Genomic DNA, 13,893 nt, shown 5'->3' with positions numbered 1-13,893 from the left:
ATGAATTATGGGCGCGCATGGTACTTATTACGTCCCTAAACCAAGCCATTGGCCACTTGTTGGTTCATGCGGTTTAACTACTACACTGGTCGGCGCTGCCTCCTGGTTACACCATGACTGGTACGGTCCTTACCTGTTTACCTTTGGTATCTGCATCCTCATCGGAATGATGTTTGGCTGGTTTGGTCAGGTTATTTATGAAAATGGTAAAGGATTATATGACCTGCAGGTTGATCGCTCGTTCCGTTGGGGGATGTGCTGGTTTATTTTTTCTGAAGTTTGTTTCTTCGGAGCATTCTTCGGGGCATTGTTCTTTACCCGGTTATGGTCTGTACCTCTGCTGGGCGGTGAGTACCATTCCATTACCCACTATACGCTCTGGTCCGATTTCAGGGCAACCTGGCCATTGCTTACTAACCCGGACAATATGACTTTCGTTGGCGCTACTGAAGCAATGGGCGCTTGGGGGTTGGCTGCTATCAATACCCTTATCCTGTTAACTTCGGGTGTAACAATTACCTGGGCCCACTGGGCGCTGAAGCTGAATAAACGCGGCCAGTTGCTGATTGGTATGGCATGTACTATCGCTTTGGGTATGTTGTTCCTTTCGCTGCAAGCTTATGAGTATCATGAAGCCTACACCGAAATGAACCTGACTTTGGATGCAGGTATCTATGGTACTACCTTCTTTATGCTAACCGGATTCCATGGTTTGCACGTAACTATCGGAACAATCATGTTAATTGTGATTCTGATTCGTTGTGCACGCGGTCATTTTACCCCCGAACGTCACTTCGCTTTTGAAGCGGTTGCCTGGTACTGGCACTTTGTGGACGTGGTGTGGCTCTTCCTGTTTATCTTTGTCTACTGGTTGTAACCATTGGTTGGGCTGTAAAGCCCAACACTCAATCAACTTCAATGAATTACTTGCCTATCTGCATTAACAGTTTTTCCAACTGCTGAACAGAATCATACTGAATAACCAACGAACCTTTCCCGGATTTACCGGCTTTTAATTTAATTTTGGCATTTAACTGCTGTGCCAGATGCTTAATGGACTCTTCAAATACAGGATTGGCCGAAGACTCAGACTTATCGAGCTTTGCCCCTTCAAGGGGGTTCTCTTTGACGCGGCTGACTAGCTTCTCTGTTTCCCTGACTGACAGATTCTTGGCGACAATCAGTCTGGCCACTTCTATCTGTTTATCACCGTCAAGAATAAGTAACGCACGTGCGTGGCCCATATCAAGATCCCCATGTTCCAGCAGGCGCATGACTTCCTCCTGCAAGGTAAGAAGGCGCATGAAATTACTTACCGCTGCCCTGGAGATCGATAGCAGTTCGGCAATTTGCTGATGAGTTAAAGAACACTCTTTAGTTAGCCTTGCCATCGCTCTGGCTTTATCGACAGGGTTCAAATCTTCGCGCTGCAGGTTTTCAACCAGTGCCATCGCCATAGCGGTTTCATCATCAACCTGACGGACAACAACGGGTACTTCGGTCAGACCAGCAAGTCTGGATGCACGCCAACGTCTTTCCCCGGCGATAATTTCGTATTGCCCCTGATTGGTCTGTCTGACCAGTAATGGCTGCAATACGCCCTGTTGTTTGATTGAACCGGCCAGTTCCTGCAATGACAGGTCATCAATTGCGGTACGTGGCTGATATTTACCCGGCATTAAATTATCAATTGCCATTTTTTGCAGCTCTGCGGCAACAGGTTGGCTGGCCACTGCAATAATTGAAGGGGAAGAACCCAGCAAGGCTGACAGGTTGCGCCCCAGACCTCCACGCTTTACGGACATAATATAACCTCTGGATTAACTGGTGACAGTTTGTTTGCTTATTACTTCGGCGGCCAGAACCATATAGGCTGCAGCGCCGGGCGACGTTCTGTCGTATTGCAATGCCGGCATGCCATGGCTTGGCGCTTCGGCAAGCCGGACGTTACGCGGTACTACGGTGCGATAGACCTTGTTACCAAAATGTTCTATCAGTTGTTTTGAAACATCGGAACATAAGCGGTTGCGGGCATCGTACATAGTACGTAAAATCCCCTCAAGCTGAAGGCGTGGATTTACTGAGGCACGGATTTGCTCAATGGTTCCCAATAAGGCCGCAAGGCCCTCAAGCGCATAATATTCGCATTGCATGGGAATAAGGACGGAATCAGAAGCGACAAACGCATTAATCGTTAATGTGTTCAGAGCAGGAGGGCAATCAATTAAAATGTAATCATAGGTACTCTGAATTGATTGCAGGGCCTTAAATAAAAACGTTTCGCGGTGATCGCGTTCCATCAGACTGACCTCTGCAACGGTCAGATCGCTATTGCCAGGCAACAGATCATACCCGTTTGTTGTTGTCAGGCAAGCTTGTTCTGCATGACAATCCCGCAGCAGTACGTCATTGCTGGTATGCACCAGCGTGTTTTTGTCAACACCTGAACCCATGGTTGCATTACCTTGCGGATCAAGATCAATTAATAAGACATTTTGACGGTTGGCAGCAATGGACGCAGCCAGATTAATGGACGTTGTGGTCTTGCCAACACCGCCTTTTTGATTGGCAATCGCAATGACTTTCGCCATGATTATTCCTCATTATTATTTTTAATAAGTACGCAGCAACGTTCGCCTTCCAGTCCGGGTACTTGATAGCATTCAACTGTATATGGTAAATCAAGGGCTTGCAATTCCTGTTCAGGATAACGTCCTTTCATGGCCAGCCAGACACCATTATTGGCAATGAGATGCCGGCTTAACCCGATCATACGGCCCAGTTCGGTAAATGCCCGGCTGGATATCATATCAAAAGCGGACGGTGTTTGATAATTTTCCACCCGTGATTCTGCAATAGTAACATTATCCAGTTTCAGAACGCGTTTTACTTCGTGCATAAAACGTGTTTTTTTGCCATTGCTGTCAAGCAATGTCACTTGTAAATCAGGATTCCATATTGCCAGCGGGATACCTGGCAGCCCGGCTCCAGCTCCGACATCAAGCAGCGATTTGCCTGTGATCCAGGTTGTAATGGCCAGACTGTCGAGCAAATGCAGAGTCACCATGTCATCCGGATCGCGGATAGCAGTTAAATTATACGCCTTATTCCATTTCTGCAACAAGGCCAGATAAGCCATTAATTGCGCAGGCTCTACGCTTAATCCCAGCCGTTCCAGCCCTTGCTCCAGCACTGAGGTACTCATGCTGATGCCCGGTGTTTTTTGAGATGGACAAGCAACAATGATAGAGCTGCCGGGGTCACGCCTGAAATTCGGCCAGCCTGGGCAATGGTTACTGGACGAATTCGGGATAACTTTTGTACGACTTCAGCAGAAAGGCCTGTGACCTTGGCATAATCGATATCAGCAGGCAATTGAGTCGCTTCATGTTTACGCAAGCGTTCAATATCCATTTGCTGGCGTTCAATATAGCCGGCATATTTGCTTTGAATATCAAGCTGTTCAGCTACCTCGGCACTGACCTCCGGTAACTGCAGACGGCTGATATTTTGTAAATGCTGATAATTAATTTCAGGCCGTTTTAATAATTCGGCGGCCCGGCAATCCTGTTGCAGTGGCTTTTCCATAACCGCAGCGAGGGCCTCATTGTCTTCAACCCGTACTACAGTGGTTTTTAATTGTTCGCGGGTGGCGGCAATCGCATTCTGCTTTTCGCTGAAATGTTGCCAGCGTTGTTCCGATACCATACCCAATTCCCGGCCTTTGGCAGTCAGACGAAGATCCGCATTGTCCTCACGCAGCAGCAGACGGTATTCAGCCCGTGAAGTAAACATCCGATACGGTTCCTGAGTACCCAAAGTAACGAGATCATCGATCAGTACACCGATATAGGCTTCATCACGCCGCGGGCACCACATATCTTTTTCCTGTATCTGCAGGGCGGCGTTCATCCCGGCAATCAAGCCTTGTGCAGCCGCTTCTTCATAACCCGTGGTGCCATTAATCTGACCGGCAAAAAATAAATTGCTGAATGGTTTGGTTTGTAAAAAGTGATTTAAACCGCGGGGATCGAAATAATCGTATTCGATGGCATAACCTGGTCTGGTAATATGGGCGTTTTCAAAGCCTTTAATAGCACGGACAAACTGTACTTGCACTTCAAACGGCAAGCTTGTGGAAATTCCATTGGGATAAATTTCGTCCGTTGTCAGCCCCTCAGGCTCAACAAAGATCTGATGCGATGACTTATCGGCAAAACGTACGATTTTGTCTTCAATCGATGGGCAGTAGCGCGGCCCTATCCCTTCAATGACCCCGGCATACATAGGCGACTGATGCAGGTTAGCCTGAATAATGTCGTGAGTCTGCTGGGTTGTGTGGGTGATATAGCATGGCAATTGCTCCGGGTGCGAATCCGCGTTACCGAGATAGGAAAATACCGGAACTGGCGTATCGCCATGTTGTACCGTCATTTGGGAATAATCCAGCGAACGCCCGTCGATGCGTGGCGGTGTGCCGGTTTTTAACCGGCCGACCGGTAAATCCAGTTCACGTAAGCGGCTAGCCAGGGCAATTGCTGGCGGGTCGCCGGCACGGCCGCCGGCATATTGGTTCATTCCAACATGAATTTTACCGCCGAGAAAGGTGCCGACAGTCAGTACAATAGCACGAGCGCGTATAACCAGCCCCATTTGGGTGACTACGCCAGTTACCCGATCCCCTTCAACCAGCATATCATCAACCGCCTGCTGGAACAGGGTTAAATTAGGCTGTGCCTGCAGAACCTGACGAATGGCTTGACGATATAACACCCGATCAGCCTGAGCCCGGGTTGCCCGTACAGCCGGGCCTTTGGAGGCATTAAGGATACGAAACTGAATCCCCGCCTTGTCCGCAGCCAGAGCCATAACGCCATCAAGCGCATCGATCTCTTTGACCAAATGGCCTTTGCCAATCCCGCCGATTGCAGGATTACAGGACATTTGCCCTAGCAGATCCATGTTGTGAGTGAGTAATAAAGTCTGCGCTCCCATACGGGCAGCAGCCATTGCAGCTTCTGTGCCGGCATGACCGCCGCCGACAACAATAACGTCATAATGCTTTTCGAGGTTCATAGTGGTAAAAAACTTGCCTGGCAAAAATGGCTAATTATACACCTTTTTCAGAGTGAACCCAACAGTCTAATTTGCAACCCTACGCGATATAGCTTAACAGCGATTAAAGCCGTATAATTCAGCGCTTGAGATCCGTGATGAAGAGACTATGAACGAGCATCAAAAAATTACCTGCCCGACGTGCGGGAAGCAAAACACCTGGCAGCCGGATAATTCTTTCAGACCTTTCTGTTCCGATCGCTGTAAACTGATTGATTTAGGAGAGTGGGCAAACGAAACTCGCAAAATTCCGGGAAGTCCAGCTGTGAGTGAGCTTGAGCCGGATGAGTAGGTTGGGTCGTTTGACCCAACATAGCGATCTTGAATCAAGCACTTGGTAATTTGCAGCACCGAATGTTGGGTCAAACGACCCAACCTACTCAGTTAATGCTTTTATAATCCCTGCAATTTCTATCATATTATTTGCCCGACAGAATCTGGCAAATACCTGCTCGTCGCAATAACTTTTAAAATAATAGCGAAATAGCGATCGGCTTTGTAAAACGGCCTGATGTTCACTTTCAAGCTGCTGCAGATTTTGCAGATGGGTCAGGAATAGTTCGCCGAGTTCCTGCAGGCTGACGGCGTTATGCGTGTTGTTGAGAAGTTGGGCATAGAGCCAGGGTTTCCCTGTTCCAGCGCGGGAAATCATATAACCATCACAACCGGTTTGATTGATAACGGCATTAATATCGTTGGACGTTGCAAGATCGCCGTTAGCAATAACCGGGATATTAACTACCTGTCTGATCTCGGCAATTTGCTGGTAATTGCAGGGAATATCATAATCATCAGTCCAGCGCCGGCCATGGACTATCAGGGCATCGGCTCCAGCCTGTTCAATAGCCTGTGCCAGCGCCTGATTACCCGCGCTGTCCTGCAGGCGTATCTTGACTGTTAACGGGCACGATAAAACGTTGCGTACCGCTTTAACAATAGCAAGCAAGCGTTCCGGTTGCTGAAGCAAGGCGCTGCCCGCACCTTTTTTCCGAATTTTGCTTTTCGGACAGCCGCAGTTAATGTCAATCAAATCAGCCCCCAGACGCTGAAGTATTTGCGCGGCTTCCGCCATGATGACCGGATCTGTACCGGCCATCTGATAGCATAGCAAATGCTCTTCGGGGCTGCGGTAGAGATAACGGCCATCAGGGTGATGTCTACTAATAATATCCTGCGCGGAAATCATTTCTGAAACACAGTAGGCTGGTGGGGTAAACAGAGTAAACAATTGACGAAAGGGCGCACAGCTATAACCGGCAAGCGGCCCTTGAATCAAGCGGTTAGCCAGTGTTAGTGTTCCTATTTTGAAAGAAGTGTTTAAAAAAGACTGCATGGCGCTGAAAAATAACATATCGTGATTGCCTGTATTATACACATACATTATCATGACAAGAACGATAAACTCAGGATGTAACTGGCACATGAATGATAAGCGTTATTATGCACCGGTCGAGTTAATAAAAATTGCAACCCAGCACGCTTATTGTGCTGACCATTTATTGCAAAATAACAAGTGGCTGGAAGGCCGCCAGCGTGAGACGCATGACAGTCTGATGTCGGTCATGACATTAATGTATGTGGCATTTGAGATTACACTCAAAGCATATCTTTTGCATGATCACCGCCCGGTAAAACAACCATTAAAACTTTCCGAACTACTCGATTTAAATCGCGATTTGGGATTCAGCCATAACGATTTGATTCTGTTAAAAAAACTCTCGCAGCAACAAGGATTTCGTAAAGGCGTCGATTATGAACTTTGGGATGATCCACAACAGTTCCATGTGTTCTGCGCTGAAATTCTTGATTTATATGAACGATTGCAGGAAATGATGCCGTTGGAATTGCAGCGGGATTATCATATTGAAAATTGAGTGTAAGCCGCACGACTCTTGGCAGGAGGCCATTTTCACGTTAGGATAAGATTTTTTTGCACAGGGTGTGATAAATGGAGCAACTCGACCTTAGTGAAACGCAGATCATGCAACAACAAATACTGCAGATAAAAAATTATCTCAATGAACGGATTCTTGGCCAACAGGCTTTGATATCACGTTTATTAATTGCTTTGCTTGCGGATGGACACTTACTGGTTGAAGGCGCCCCAGGGCTTGCCAAGACCCGGGCAGTCAAAGAATTGTCTTCTGTGGTTGAAGGCGATTTCCACCGCATTCAGTTTACTCCGGACCTGTTACCCGGCGACTTGACCGGTACCGATGTGTTCCACCCGCAGGATGGCTCATTTGTATTCCAGCCCGGGCCGGTCTTCCACCATTTACTGCTCGCTGACGAAATCAATCGAGCTCCCGCCAAAGTCCAGGCTGCGCTGCTGGAGGCCATGGCGGAAAGACAAGTCACTATCGGCGGTAAAACCTATCCGTTGCCTGAGCTATTTCTGGTGATGGCGACCCAGAACCCGATCGAACAAGAAGGTACTTATCCATTACCCGAAGCCCAGCTCGATCGCTTTTTGATGTATGTCAAAATCAATTATCCAGATGCCATGGTTGAACGCGACATCCTGACTCTCGCCAGACAGGAAGCTATGGGAATCGCCGCTGAAAAAACAACAGCTCTGAAGCCGCTGAGCCAGCATAACCTGTTTGAGGCGCGCCGTCAGGTATTAAAAGTCCATACCAGTACTGCGCTCGAAAATTATATTGTGCAACTGGTTGTTGCAACCCGCAATCCTGAACCTTATGGACCGGAGCTTGCCCGCTGGGTGCGTTATGGCGCCAGTCCGCGAGCTACCATTGCGCTCGATCGCTGCTCGAAAGCGCACGCCTGGCTTGCTGGCCGGGATTATGTCACGCCAGAAGATATCCATGTGATTGCTCATGATGTCTTAAGGCACCGCATTTTACTGAGCTATGAAGCAGAAGCGGAAGGCATCAATACCGATGATTTTATTGCAACTATGTTACGTCTGGTTGCTATCCCCTAAGTAAGGTGATGTTATGAATCAGGGATTAGTCGCAGAACTTGATGAACTGATTAGTCTGAAGCGCTTTGCCCGCAAAGTGTCTTATCAACCGGAAGGCAAAGTGCTAAAAGCCGGTAACCACCTGTCGCGCCGCCGCGGCAGGGGAATGGATTTTGCCGAAGTGCGTAATTATCAGGCCGGCGATGAAATCCGTCATATGGAATGGCGGGTAACTGCGCGCACGGGTCGTCCTCATGTCAAAGTTTATCAGGAAGAGCGGGAGCGGCCAGTGGTTCTGCTGGCGGATTTTAACCCGTCCATGTATTTTGGGACCCGAGTGGCTTTTAAGTCGGTAATTGCCGCAAAACTCGCAACTCTGATTGCCTGGACTGCCATCAAACAAGGCGATCGGGTGGGCGCATTGCTCTACTCTGCCGAGCAACATAATGAGTTCATCCCCAGAAGCCGTGAAACGGCAATTTTGCCGCTGCTGTCAACGCTGAGCCGTTATACCGGCCAATTTTCCCAGGCTGCCGATTCCACGGCGCCAGCAGTCAATTTAAGTGAAGCCTTAATCCGTTTACGGCGTGTTGCCAGGCCAGGCAGTATTTTGGTGCTAATCAGCGATTTTTATCAGTTGGACAGCGATACCGAAAAGCATTTGGGACGTTTGCGTTTATCCAATGACGTGTTGGCTTATCATATCTGTGATGCGCTTGAGCTGGCGCCGCCGCCACCGGCACAATATGCAATTACTGATGGTCAGCGCGAAATGCTGCTTGAAACAACGGATAACCGGACCTGTCAGGGTTATCAGAATTGGTGCGACCAGCACACAATGACGCCTGATGCCATGTTCAGACGATTGCAGATTCAATATCAGCGCGTTACCGCGGATATGGATTTGGCACGGTTGGTTCATCAGACTTTCCCGCGGAGGAAGCATGCCTGATGCCGCCCCATTAGCCCAATTGCGTGATATTCATATACCTCAGCCAGTCGGTTGGTGGCCATTGGCGCCGGGCTGGTATGTACTGATAATTTTACTCGTTCTCGGGCTGACTGCAATCATTATATGGGCTTGCCGCAAACACCGTCAGGGGCGCGCCCGCCGTGAGGCGTTAAAAATGCTGGCTGATTACTATCAGCAGTACCTGCAGCAACAACAGAAACCGGCTGCGATCAGTGCCCGTATTTCTGAACTGCTGCGACGGGTTGCATTGGCACATTTTCCACGTAGCAATGTTGCCGGTTTACAGGGAGAGGCGTGGATTGAATTTCTAAATCAGACTGGTAAAAATATTAATTTCAATGCAGTGCGTGATAATTTGCTTCTGCTTCCTTATCAGAATGCGGTCGATACGGTTAATCTGAAACCTTTGTTTACCCGAGCTGAGGCATGGATAAAACAGCGGAGGAAAAGCCATGTTTGAGTTTGCCAACCCCTGGATTTTATCATTAATTATTCTCCCGGCATTAATATGGTTTTTAATTCCCAGAGCCGAGATTAAATTACCCGCCGCATTAAAAATTCCGTTTTTTACTCCATTACAGGCCGCTATTGCGCAAAGAAAACCCGCGTTGGTGAAACACGGGCATATCGGTGTGCTACTGTTAAGCTGGTTATTGATGATTGGCGCTGCTGCAGGTCCGCGTTGGGTAGGCGAGCCGCTCGCACTGACTCGTGAAGGCCGTAATATTATGCTGGTGCTTGATCTGTCTGGAAGTATGGAATTAAACGACATGCAACTCCATGGCCGTCCGGTCAGCCGTTTAGCCGTGGTCAAACGGGCAGCGGAGCAATTTGTCGAGGAACGGGCAGGGGATCGCATTGGCCTGATTCTGTTTGGCAGTCAGGCCTATTTGCAAACTCCGCTCACCTACGATCGCCGCAATGTATTATTGCGGCTTGAGGATGCCTCAGTCGGCCTGGCCGGCAAAACAACCTCTATTGGCGATGCATTAGGGTTAGCGGTTAAACGGCTGCAGGATGTGCCTTCTAAAAGCAGGGTGATTATCTTATTGACCGATGGCGCTAATAACTCAGGGGTTTTGGCTCCGCTAAAAGCGGCTGAACTGGCTAAAGATGACAAGATCAAAGTATATACCATCGGGTTAGGTGCCGAGGCAGATCCACAAGCTTATGGCGATCCGTTTTTTAATCTGAATGCCGGTGCTGATTTGGATGAGAAAACCCTGAAAAAAATTGCTGATATGACTGGCGGACAATATTTCCGGGCAACTGACTCGCAATCATTGCAGCAAATCTATGGCACCATCAACCAGCTCGAAGCCGTTAAACAGGATAAGGCTTCAATACGCCCGCAGAAAGAATACTATCCCTGGTTACTGGCCGCCGCGATGATTTTAATGCAATGCTGGCTTGCCGCTAAGGCGGGTTTGCTGACTTTCCGGCCCAAGAAATTCACTGGAAGCGAGAGGTTAACCAATGCTGGCTGATTTTCATTTTTTAAGGCCCTGGTGGTTATTGGCAATTATACCATTGCTGCTTCTTGCCTGGCGTATGTGGCGGCAAAATCCACGCTTGCAGTCCTGGCATGCGATTTGTGATTCCCATTTGCTGGCTCACCTGGTGAGTGATAATGACGCAGGCAAAAGGCATGCTGCTCTGTTATTACTGGTTATCTCCGCCTTATTCATGGTAATAGCATTAGCAGGACCTGCCTGGCAAAAATTACCGGTTCCTGCTTTTCAGAAGGTACAGGCGCGGGTTGTTGTCCTGGATATGTCTGACAACATGTTTGAAACCGATTTAACTCCTGACCGCCTGACTCGAGCCAAATTTAAATTACAGGATTTATTCAGCCGGCGCGATGTGGGGCAATTTGGTATGGTTGTTTTTACCGGCGAGCCTTTTGTTGTATCGCCTCTGACCGATGATGGTCAGACTATTATCTCGTTATTATCATCATTGACGCAGGATATTATGCCGGTCGATGGCCAGCGTCTTGATACTGCGCTGGTTGAAGCGGCCAAACTAATCGAACAGGCAGGGTTTAAACAAGGACGGATTTTAGTGTTGACCGCCTCAACCCCTCCTGCGGATGCTGCAGACGAAGCAGAAAAATTGGCGATGCAGGGAATTTATACTTCCGTTATGCCTATGGTGGCTGATAAAACTTTGTTGCCGTTATATAAACCGCTGGCTGAAGCCGGCAGCGGAGAGGTGGTGCCCTATTCCGGTACGTCAGATGATTTGGAGCAATGGCTAAACGATAAAACGGGTTCTGGCGATTATGCGCGCTCGGAGCAGGACGATATTCCTGTCTGGCGTGATGAAGGGCGTTGGTTTTTACTGCCAGCGATAATTCTTTGGCTACCGGTATTCAGACGCGGTTGGATACAAAGGATTGACGCATGAAAAAGAGTATAATTTTAGTCTTACTGTTGATTGCTGGTGAAGCGAATGCTTCATTCTGGCATGACTTATGGTCTACTCCCGATCAGCAGGCGCAAAAGCTGATGGCAAAAGGTCAATATAAAAAGGCCGGGCAATTGTTTCGCCAGAAGGATTGGCAAGCGACTGCTGCCTATCGCTCTGGTAATTATCAGCAGGCCGCCAAAAATTTTGAATCCTTGCAGAGCGGCAGCGGCTACTATAATGCTGGCAATGCCCTTGCCCATATGGGTAAATACGAAGAAGCCCTTAAAGCCTATGATAACGCGTTGGCAATTAATCCCCATGATCAGGATGCGCAGTTTAATCGCAATCTGGTAGAGAAACTGCTGCAACAGCAGCAAGAACAACAGCAACAAGATAAAAAAGACGATAAACAGAACAAAGAAAACAACCAATCCCAAAATAAAAACAATCAGCGCGATAAATCAGGCGACAAGAACAACCAGCAACAAGATAACCAGCGAAATTTTGATCAGCAAAACCGGCAAGACCAAAATAAACAGCAAGATAAAAACGATCAGCAGGGTCAGGATAGCAAGGCGCATCAAAAGCAAAAAGACAAGCAAGCTGCAAAAAAAGATCAGCAAAAGCAGCAGACTGATCAGCAACAGCAAAAAGAATCTTCTGACCAACAGCAATCAGCGGATGAACAGGAAAAAGAACAGGCCAAACAACAATGGTTGCGTTTGATTCCCGATGATCCGGGCGGATTGCTGAGAGAGAAATTTTTAAGAGACTATATTCGCCGACAGCGTGGGTGGTACCAATGAAACGAATAATTAAACTGGCTCTGTTATACCTGTTTTTTATTACAACTGCACAGGCGGAAATATCGATGCAAATCGATGCTGCCAAACTTGCGGTTGGAGAAAGCTTTCGTTTGTTAATCAGCAGTGATGATGCGCAGGCCGGCGTGCCAGATTTAACGCCGCTGCAGGCGGATTTTGATATTCTCAGTACCGGGCAAAGTACCAATTACAGTATTATTAATGGCAGGACTGCCGCCAGCAATCAATGGACTATCATTCTGCAACCCAAACGCGCCGGTACACTGACTATTCCTCCGTTGCAAATAGGCGGTGAGCAGACACAAGCTCAGACTATAGTTGTGAGCGCCGGTCAGAATAATGCAGCTGATCCCAATCTGGGGCAGGCAGAGCAAGAGGATGTGATATTAACGGCGCAAGCGAGCGAGAGTGAGCCTTATATTAATCAGCAGGTCACTTATACTATCCGTCTTTATAACAGCGTCCGTCTGCTCGATGGAAAATATGAGCAGCCGCAAGTGGAGAATGCTCTGTTAATGCCATTGGGTGATGTCAAAGTCACTCAGGCTGTTGAACATGGCCGGGTATATGAGGTAAACGAACAGCAATACGCTATTTTCCCGCAGAAAAGCGGAAAAATTAAAATCACCCCTCCTAAATACAGTGCGCTGATTTATGACAGCCGCCCACGCCGGGTTAACTTAAGCGGCGATAACCTTACTCTGAATGTGAAACCAGCGTTACCATCCAGCAGCGCCTGGTTCCCTGCCAGCCAGGTGAGCCTGCAGGAGCAGTATGACCACAATACTTCTACGCTGCCGCAAGGCTCAACCCTGATCCGCACCATTACAATTCAGGCAACTGGCGCCCCAGCTCAGTTAATTCCCAAATTAACGCTTCAAAGCGGTGATGGTTTTAATGTTTATCCTGACAAACCGGTAGAAAAAAATCGAGTGAATCAAGGAACTGTGATCGGCGCTTCAGAGATTAAAGTGACTTATTTATTAAACAAATCGGGGACCGTGACGCTGCCGGCAGTTAAATTACCCTGGTTTAATACCGAGACAGGCAAAGAAGAAGTCGCCACTTTGCCTGAGTTGGCGCTTAACATAACCGGCTCAGCGGAGCAGAAGGAAGCCAAATCGGAACACACCGATACAACTACGCAGCAACAGTCAACTCCCAAACAGACTACCAGGCAGAATGAAATAACAGTTCATGATAATAAGAGCAATTCAGAGCTGGCCTGGTGGGTAGCAGGCGGTTTCGCTGCCGTCTGGTTACTGACTCTGCTGCTGTGGTTTCTGCAGCGCACAGGTATTGCCAGTCAAGGAAAAAAACGTATTTTGAGTCGCTTGAAAAAGGCTTGTCTGACAGACCAGCCAGAACAGGCACGCACGGCCTTATTACGTTGGGCAAACTGGCAATGGCCAGGAAGATACCTGATTAATCTCGCTGATATCGCCAACCTGGTCAATGATACCCGATTCAAACAGGAAATTAATCGCCTGACCAAAGCGCTATATCAACAAGGGAATCATAACTGGCAAGGGGAAGCGCTTTGGCAGTGTATAAGCGGGTATAAAGAGACGCCAAAACAAAAAATAAAAGCGGGCTCATTACCGCCTATTAATCCATAAGTACATTTCCTAAAATGAAAGTTTGAT

At 48.1% G+C, this 13,893-nt stretch carries 15 protein-coding genes; 10 read left to right on the top strand and 5 right to left on the bottom strand.

Annotated elements, in window-relative coordinates:
- Positions 1 to 7 precede the first annotated feature (7 nt).
- On the top strand, positions 8 to 877 hold the full coding sequence (locus ACFORL_RS12080) for a cytochrome c oxidase subunit 3 (protein ID WP_382344383.1): 870 nt from the start codon (positions 8 to 10) through the stop codon (positions 875 to 877).
- A 46-nt stretch (positions 878 to 923) separates the two neighbouring features.
- Here the strand turns inward: ACFORL_RS12080 and ACFORL_RS12075 are convergent, their stop codons facing one another.
- The 4 genes from ACFORL_RS12075 to mnmG are packed head-to-tail and all read right to left on the bottom strand — an operon-like array spanning position 924 to position 5,076.
- Positions 924 to 1,805, bottom strand: coding sequence for a ParB/RepB/Spo0J family partition protein (locus ACFORL_RS12075; protein WP_382344381.1), 882 nt, complete (start codon positions 1,803 to 1,805; stop codon positions 924 to 926).
- 15 nt (positions 1,806 to 1,820) lie between these two features.
- Positions 1,821 to 2,591: a ParA family protein gene (locus tag ACFORL_RS12070; protein WP_382344379.1), complete on the bottom strand. Its 771-nt coding sequence runs from the start codon at positions 2,589 to 2,591 to the stop codon at positions 1,821 to 1,823.
- A 2-nt stretch (positions 2,592 to 2,593) separates the two neighbouring features.
- Positions 2,594 to 3,205, bottom strand: coding sequence for a 16S rRNA (guanine(527)-N(7))-methyltransferase RsmG (rsmG, locus tag ACFORL_RS12065; protein ID WP_382344377.1), 612 nt, complete (start codon positions 3,203 to 3,205; stop codon positions 2,594 to 2,596).
- Positions 3,202 to 5,076 carry a tRNA uridine-5-carboxymethylaminomethyl(34) synthesis enzyme MnmG gene (gene mnmG, locus ACFORL_RS12060; protein WP_382344375.1) on the bottom strand — a complete coding sequence of 625 codons (1,875 nt, stop codon included), beginning with the start codon at positions 5,074 to 5,076 and terminating at the stop codon, positions 3,202 to 3,204. The genes rsmG and mnmG overlap by 4 nt, the downstream gene beginning before the upstream one ends.
- A 148-nt stretch (positions 5,077 to 5,224) precedes the next feature.
- On the opposite strand from mnmG, the gene yacG reads away from it, so the two are divergent.
- Positions 5,225 to 5,407, top strand: coding sequence for a DNA gyrase inhibitor YacG (yacG, locus tag ACFORL_RS12055; RefSeq protein ID WP_382344373.1), 183 nt, complete (start codon positions 5,225 to 5,227; stop codon positions 5,405 to 5,407).
- Between the two features lie 84 nt (positions 5,408 to 5,491).
- Here the strand turns inward: yacG and ACFORL_RS12050 are convergent, their stop codons facing one another.
- A complete protein-coding gene (locus tag ACFORL_RS12050; RefSeq protein WP_382344496.1) occupies positions 5,492 to 6,448 on the bottom strand; it encodes a tRNA dihydrouridine synthase in 957 nt (318 codons plus the stop codon).
- Between the two features lie 88 nt (positions 6,449 to 6,536).
- On the opposite strand from ACFORL_RS12050, the gene ACFORL_RS12045 reads away from it, so the two are divergent.
- The 8 genes from ACFORL_RS12045 to ACFORL_RS12010 all read left to right on the top strand — a co-directional run bounded on the left by ACFORL_RS12045 (position 6,537) and on the right by ACFORL_RS12010 (position 13,866).
- The gene (locus ACFORL_RS12045) at positions 6,537 to 6,989 is read left to right on the top strand and encodes a hypothetical protein (RefSeq protein WP_382344371.1); all 453 of its coding nucleotides are present in this window, start codon (positions 6,537 to 6,539) and stop codon (positions 6,987 to 6,989) included.
- Positions 6,990 to 7,063: 74 nt separating this feature from the next.
- A complete protein-coding gene (locus tag ACFORL_RS12040; protein WP_382344369.1) occupies positions 7,064 to 8,059 on the top strand; it encodes an AAA family ATPase in 996 nt (331 codons plus the stop codon).
- Positions 8,060 to 8,072: 13 nt separating this feature from the next.
- Positions 8,073 to 8,990, top strand: coding sequence for a DUF58 domain-containing protein (locus ACFORL_RS12035; RefSeq protein ID WP_382344367.1), 918 nt, complete (start codon positions 8,073 to 8,075; stop codon positions 8,988 to 8,990).
- The gene (locus ACFORL_RS12030) at positions 8,983 to 9,471 is read left to right on the top strand and encodes a DUF4381 domain-containing protein (protein ID WP_382344365.1); all 489 of its coding nucleotides are present in this window, start codon (positions 8,983 to 8,985) and stop codon (positions 9,469 to 9,471) included. Before ACFORL_RS12035 ends, ACFORL_RS12030 begins: the two co-directional genes overlap by 8 nt.
- Entirely contained in the window at positions 9,464 to 10,498 is a 1,035-nt protein-coding gene (locus ACFORL_RS12025) for a vWA domain-containing protein (protein WP_382344364.1), read from the top strand. Before ACFORL_RS12030 ends, ACFORL_RS12025 begins: the two co-directional genes overlap by 8 nt.
- Entirely contained in the window at positions 10,488 to 11,420 is a 933-nt protein-coding gene (locus tag ACFORL_RS12020; protein ID WP_382344362.1) for a VWA domain-containing protein, read from the top strand. Before ACFORL_RS12025 ends, ACFORL_RS12020 begins: the two co-directional genes overlap by 11 nt.
- The gene (locus ACFORL_RS12015; RefSeq protein ID WP_382344360.1) at positions 11,417 to 12,229 is read left to right on the top strand and encodes a tetratricopeptide repeat protein; all 813 of its coding nucleotides are present in this window, start codon (positions 11,417 to 11,419) and stop codon (positions 12,227 to 12,229) included. Before ACFORL_RS12020 ends, ACFORL_RS12015 begins: the two co-directional genes overlap by 4 nt.
- Positions 12,226 to 13,866 carry a BatD family protein gene (locus tag ACFORL_RS12010; protein WP_382344358.1) on the top strand — a complete coding sequence of 547 codons (1,641 nt, stop codon included), beginning with the start codon at positions 12,226 to 12,228 and terminating at the stop codon, positions 13,864 to 13,866. The genes ACFORL_RS12015 and ACFORL_RS12010 overlap by 4 nt, the downstream gene beginning before the upstream one ends.
- Positions 13,867 to 13,893 lie beyond the last annotated feature (27 nt).

The sequence above is a fragment of the Legionella dresdenensis genome, assembly GCF_042649825.1.
In the GTDB taxonomy this organism is placed as follows: Bacteria; Pseudomonadota; Gammaproteobacteria; order Legionellales; family Legionellaceae; genus Legionella_C; species Legionella_C dresdenensis.
The sequence above is the reverse complement of the archived record's forward strand: the minus strand, read 5'-3'. Positions and strand labels throughout refer to the sequence as shown.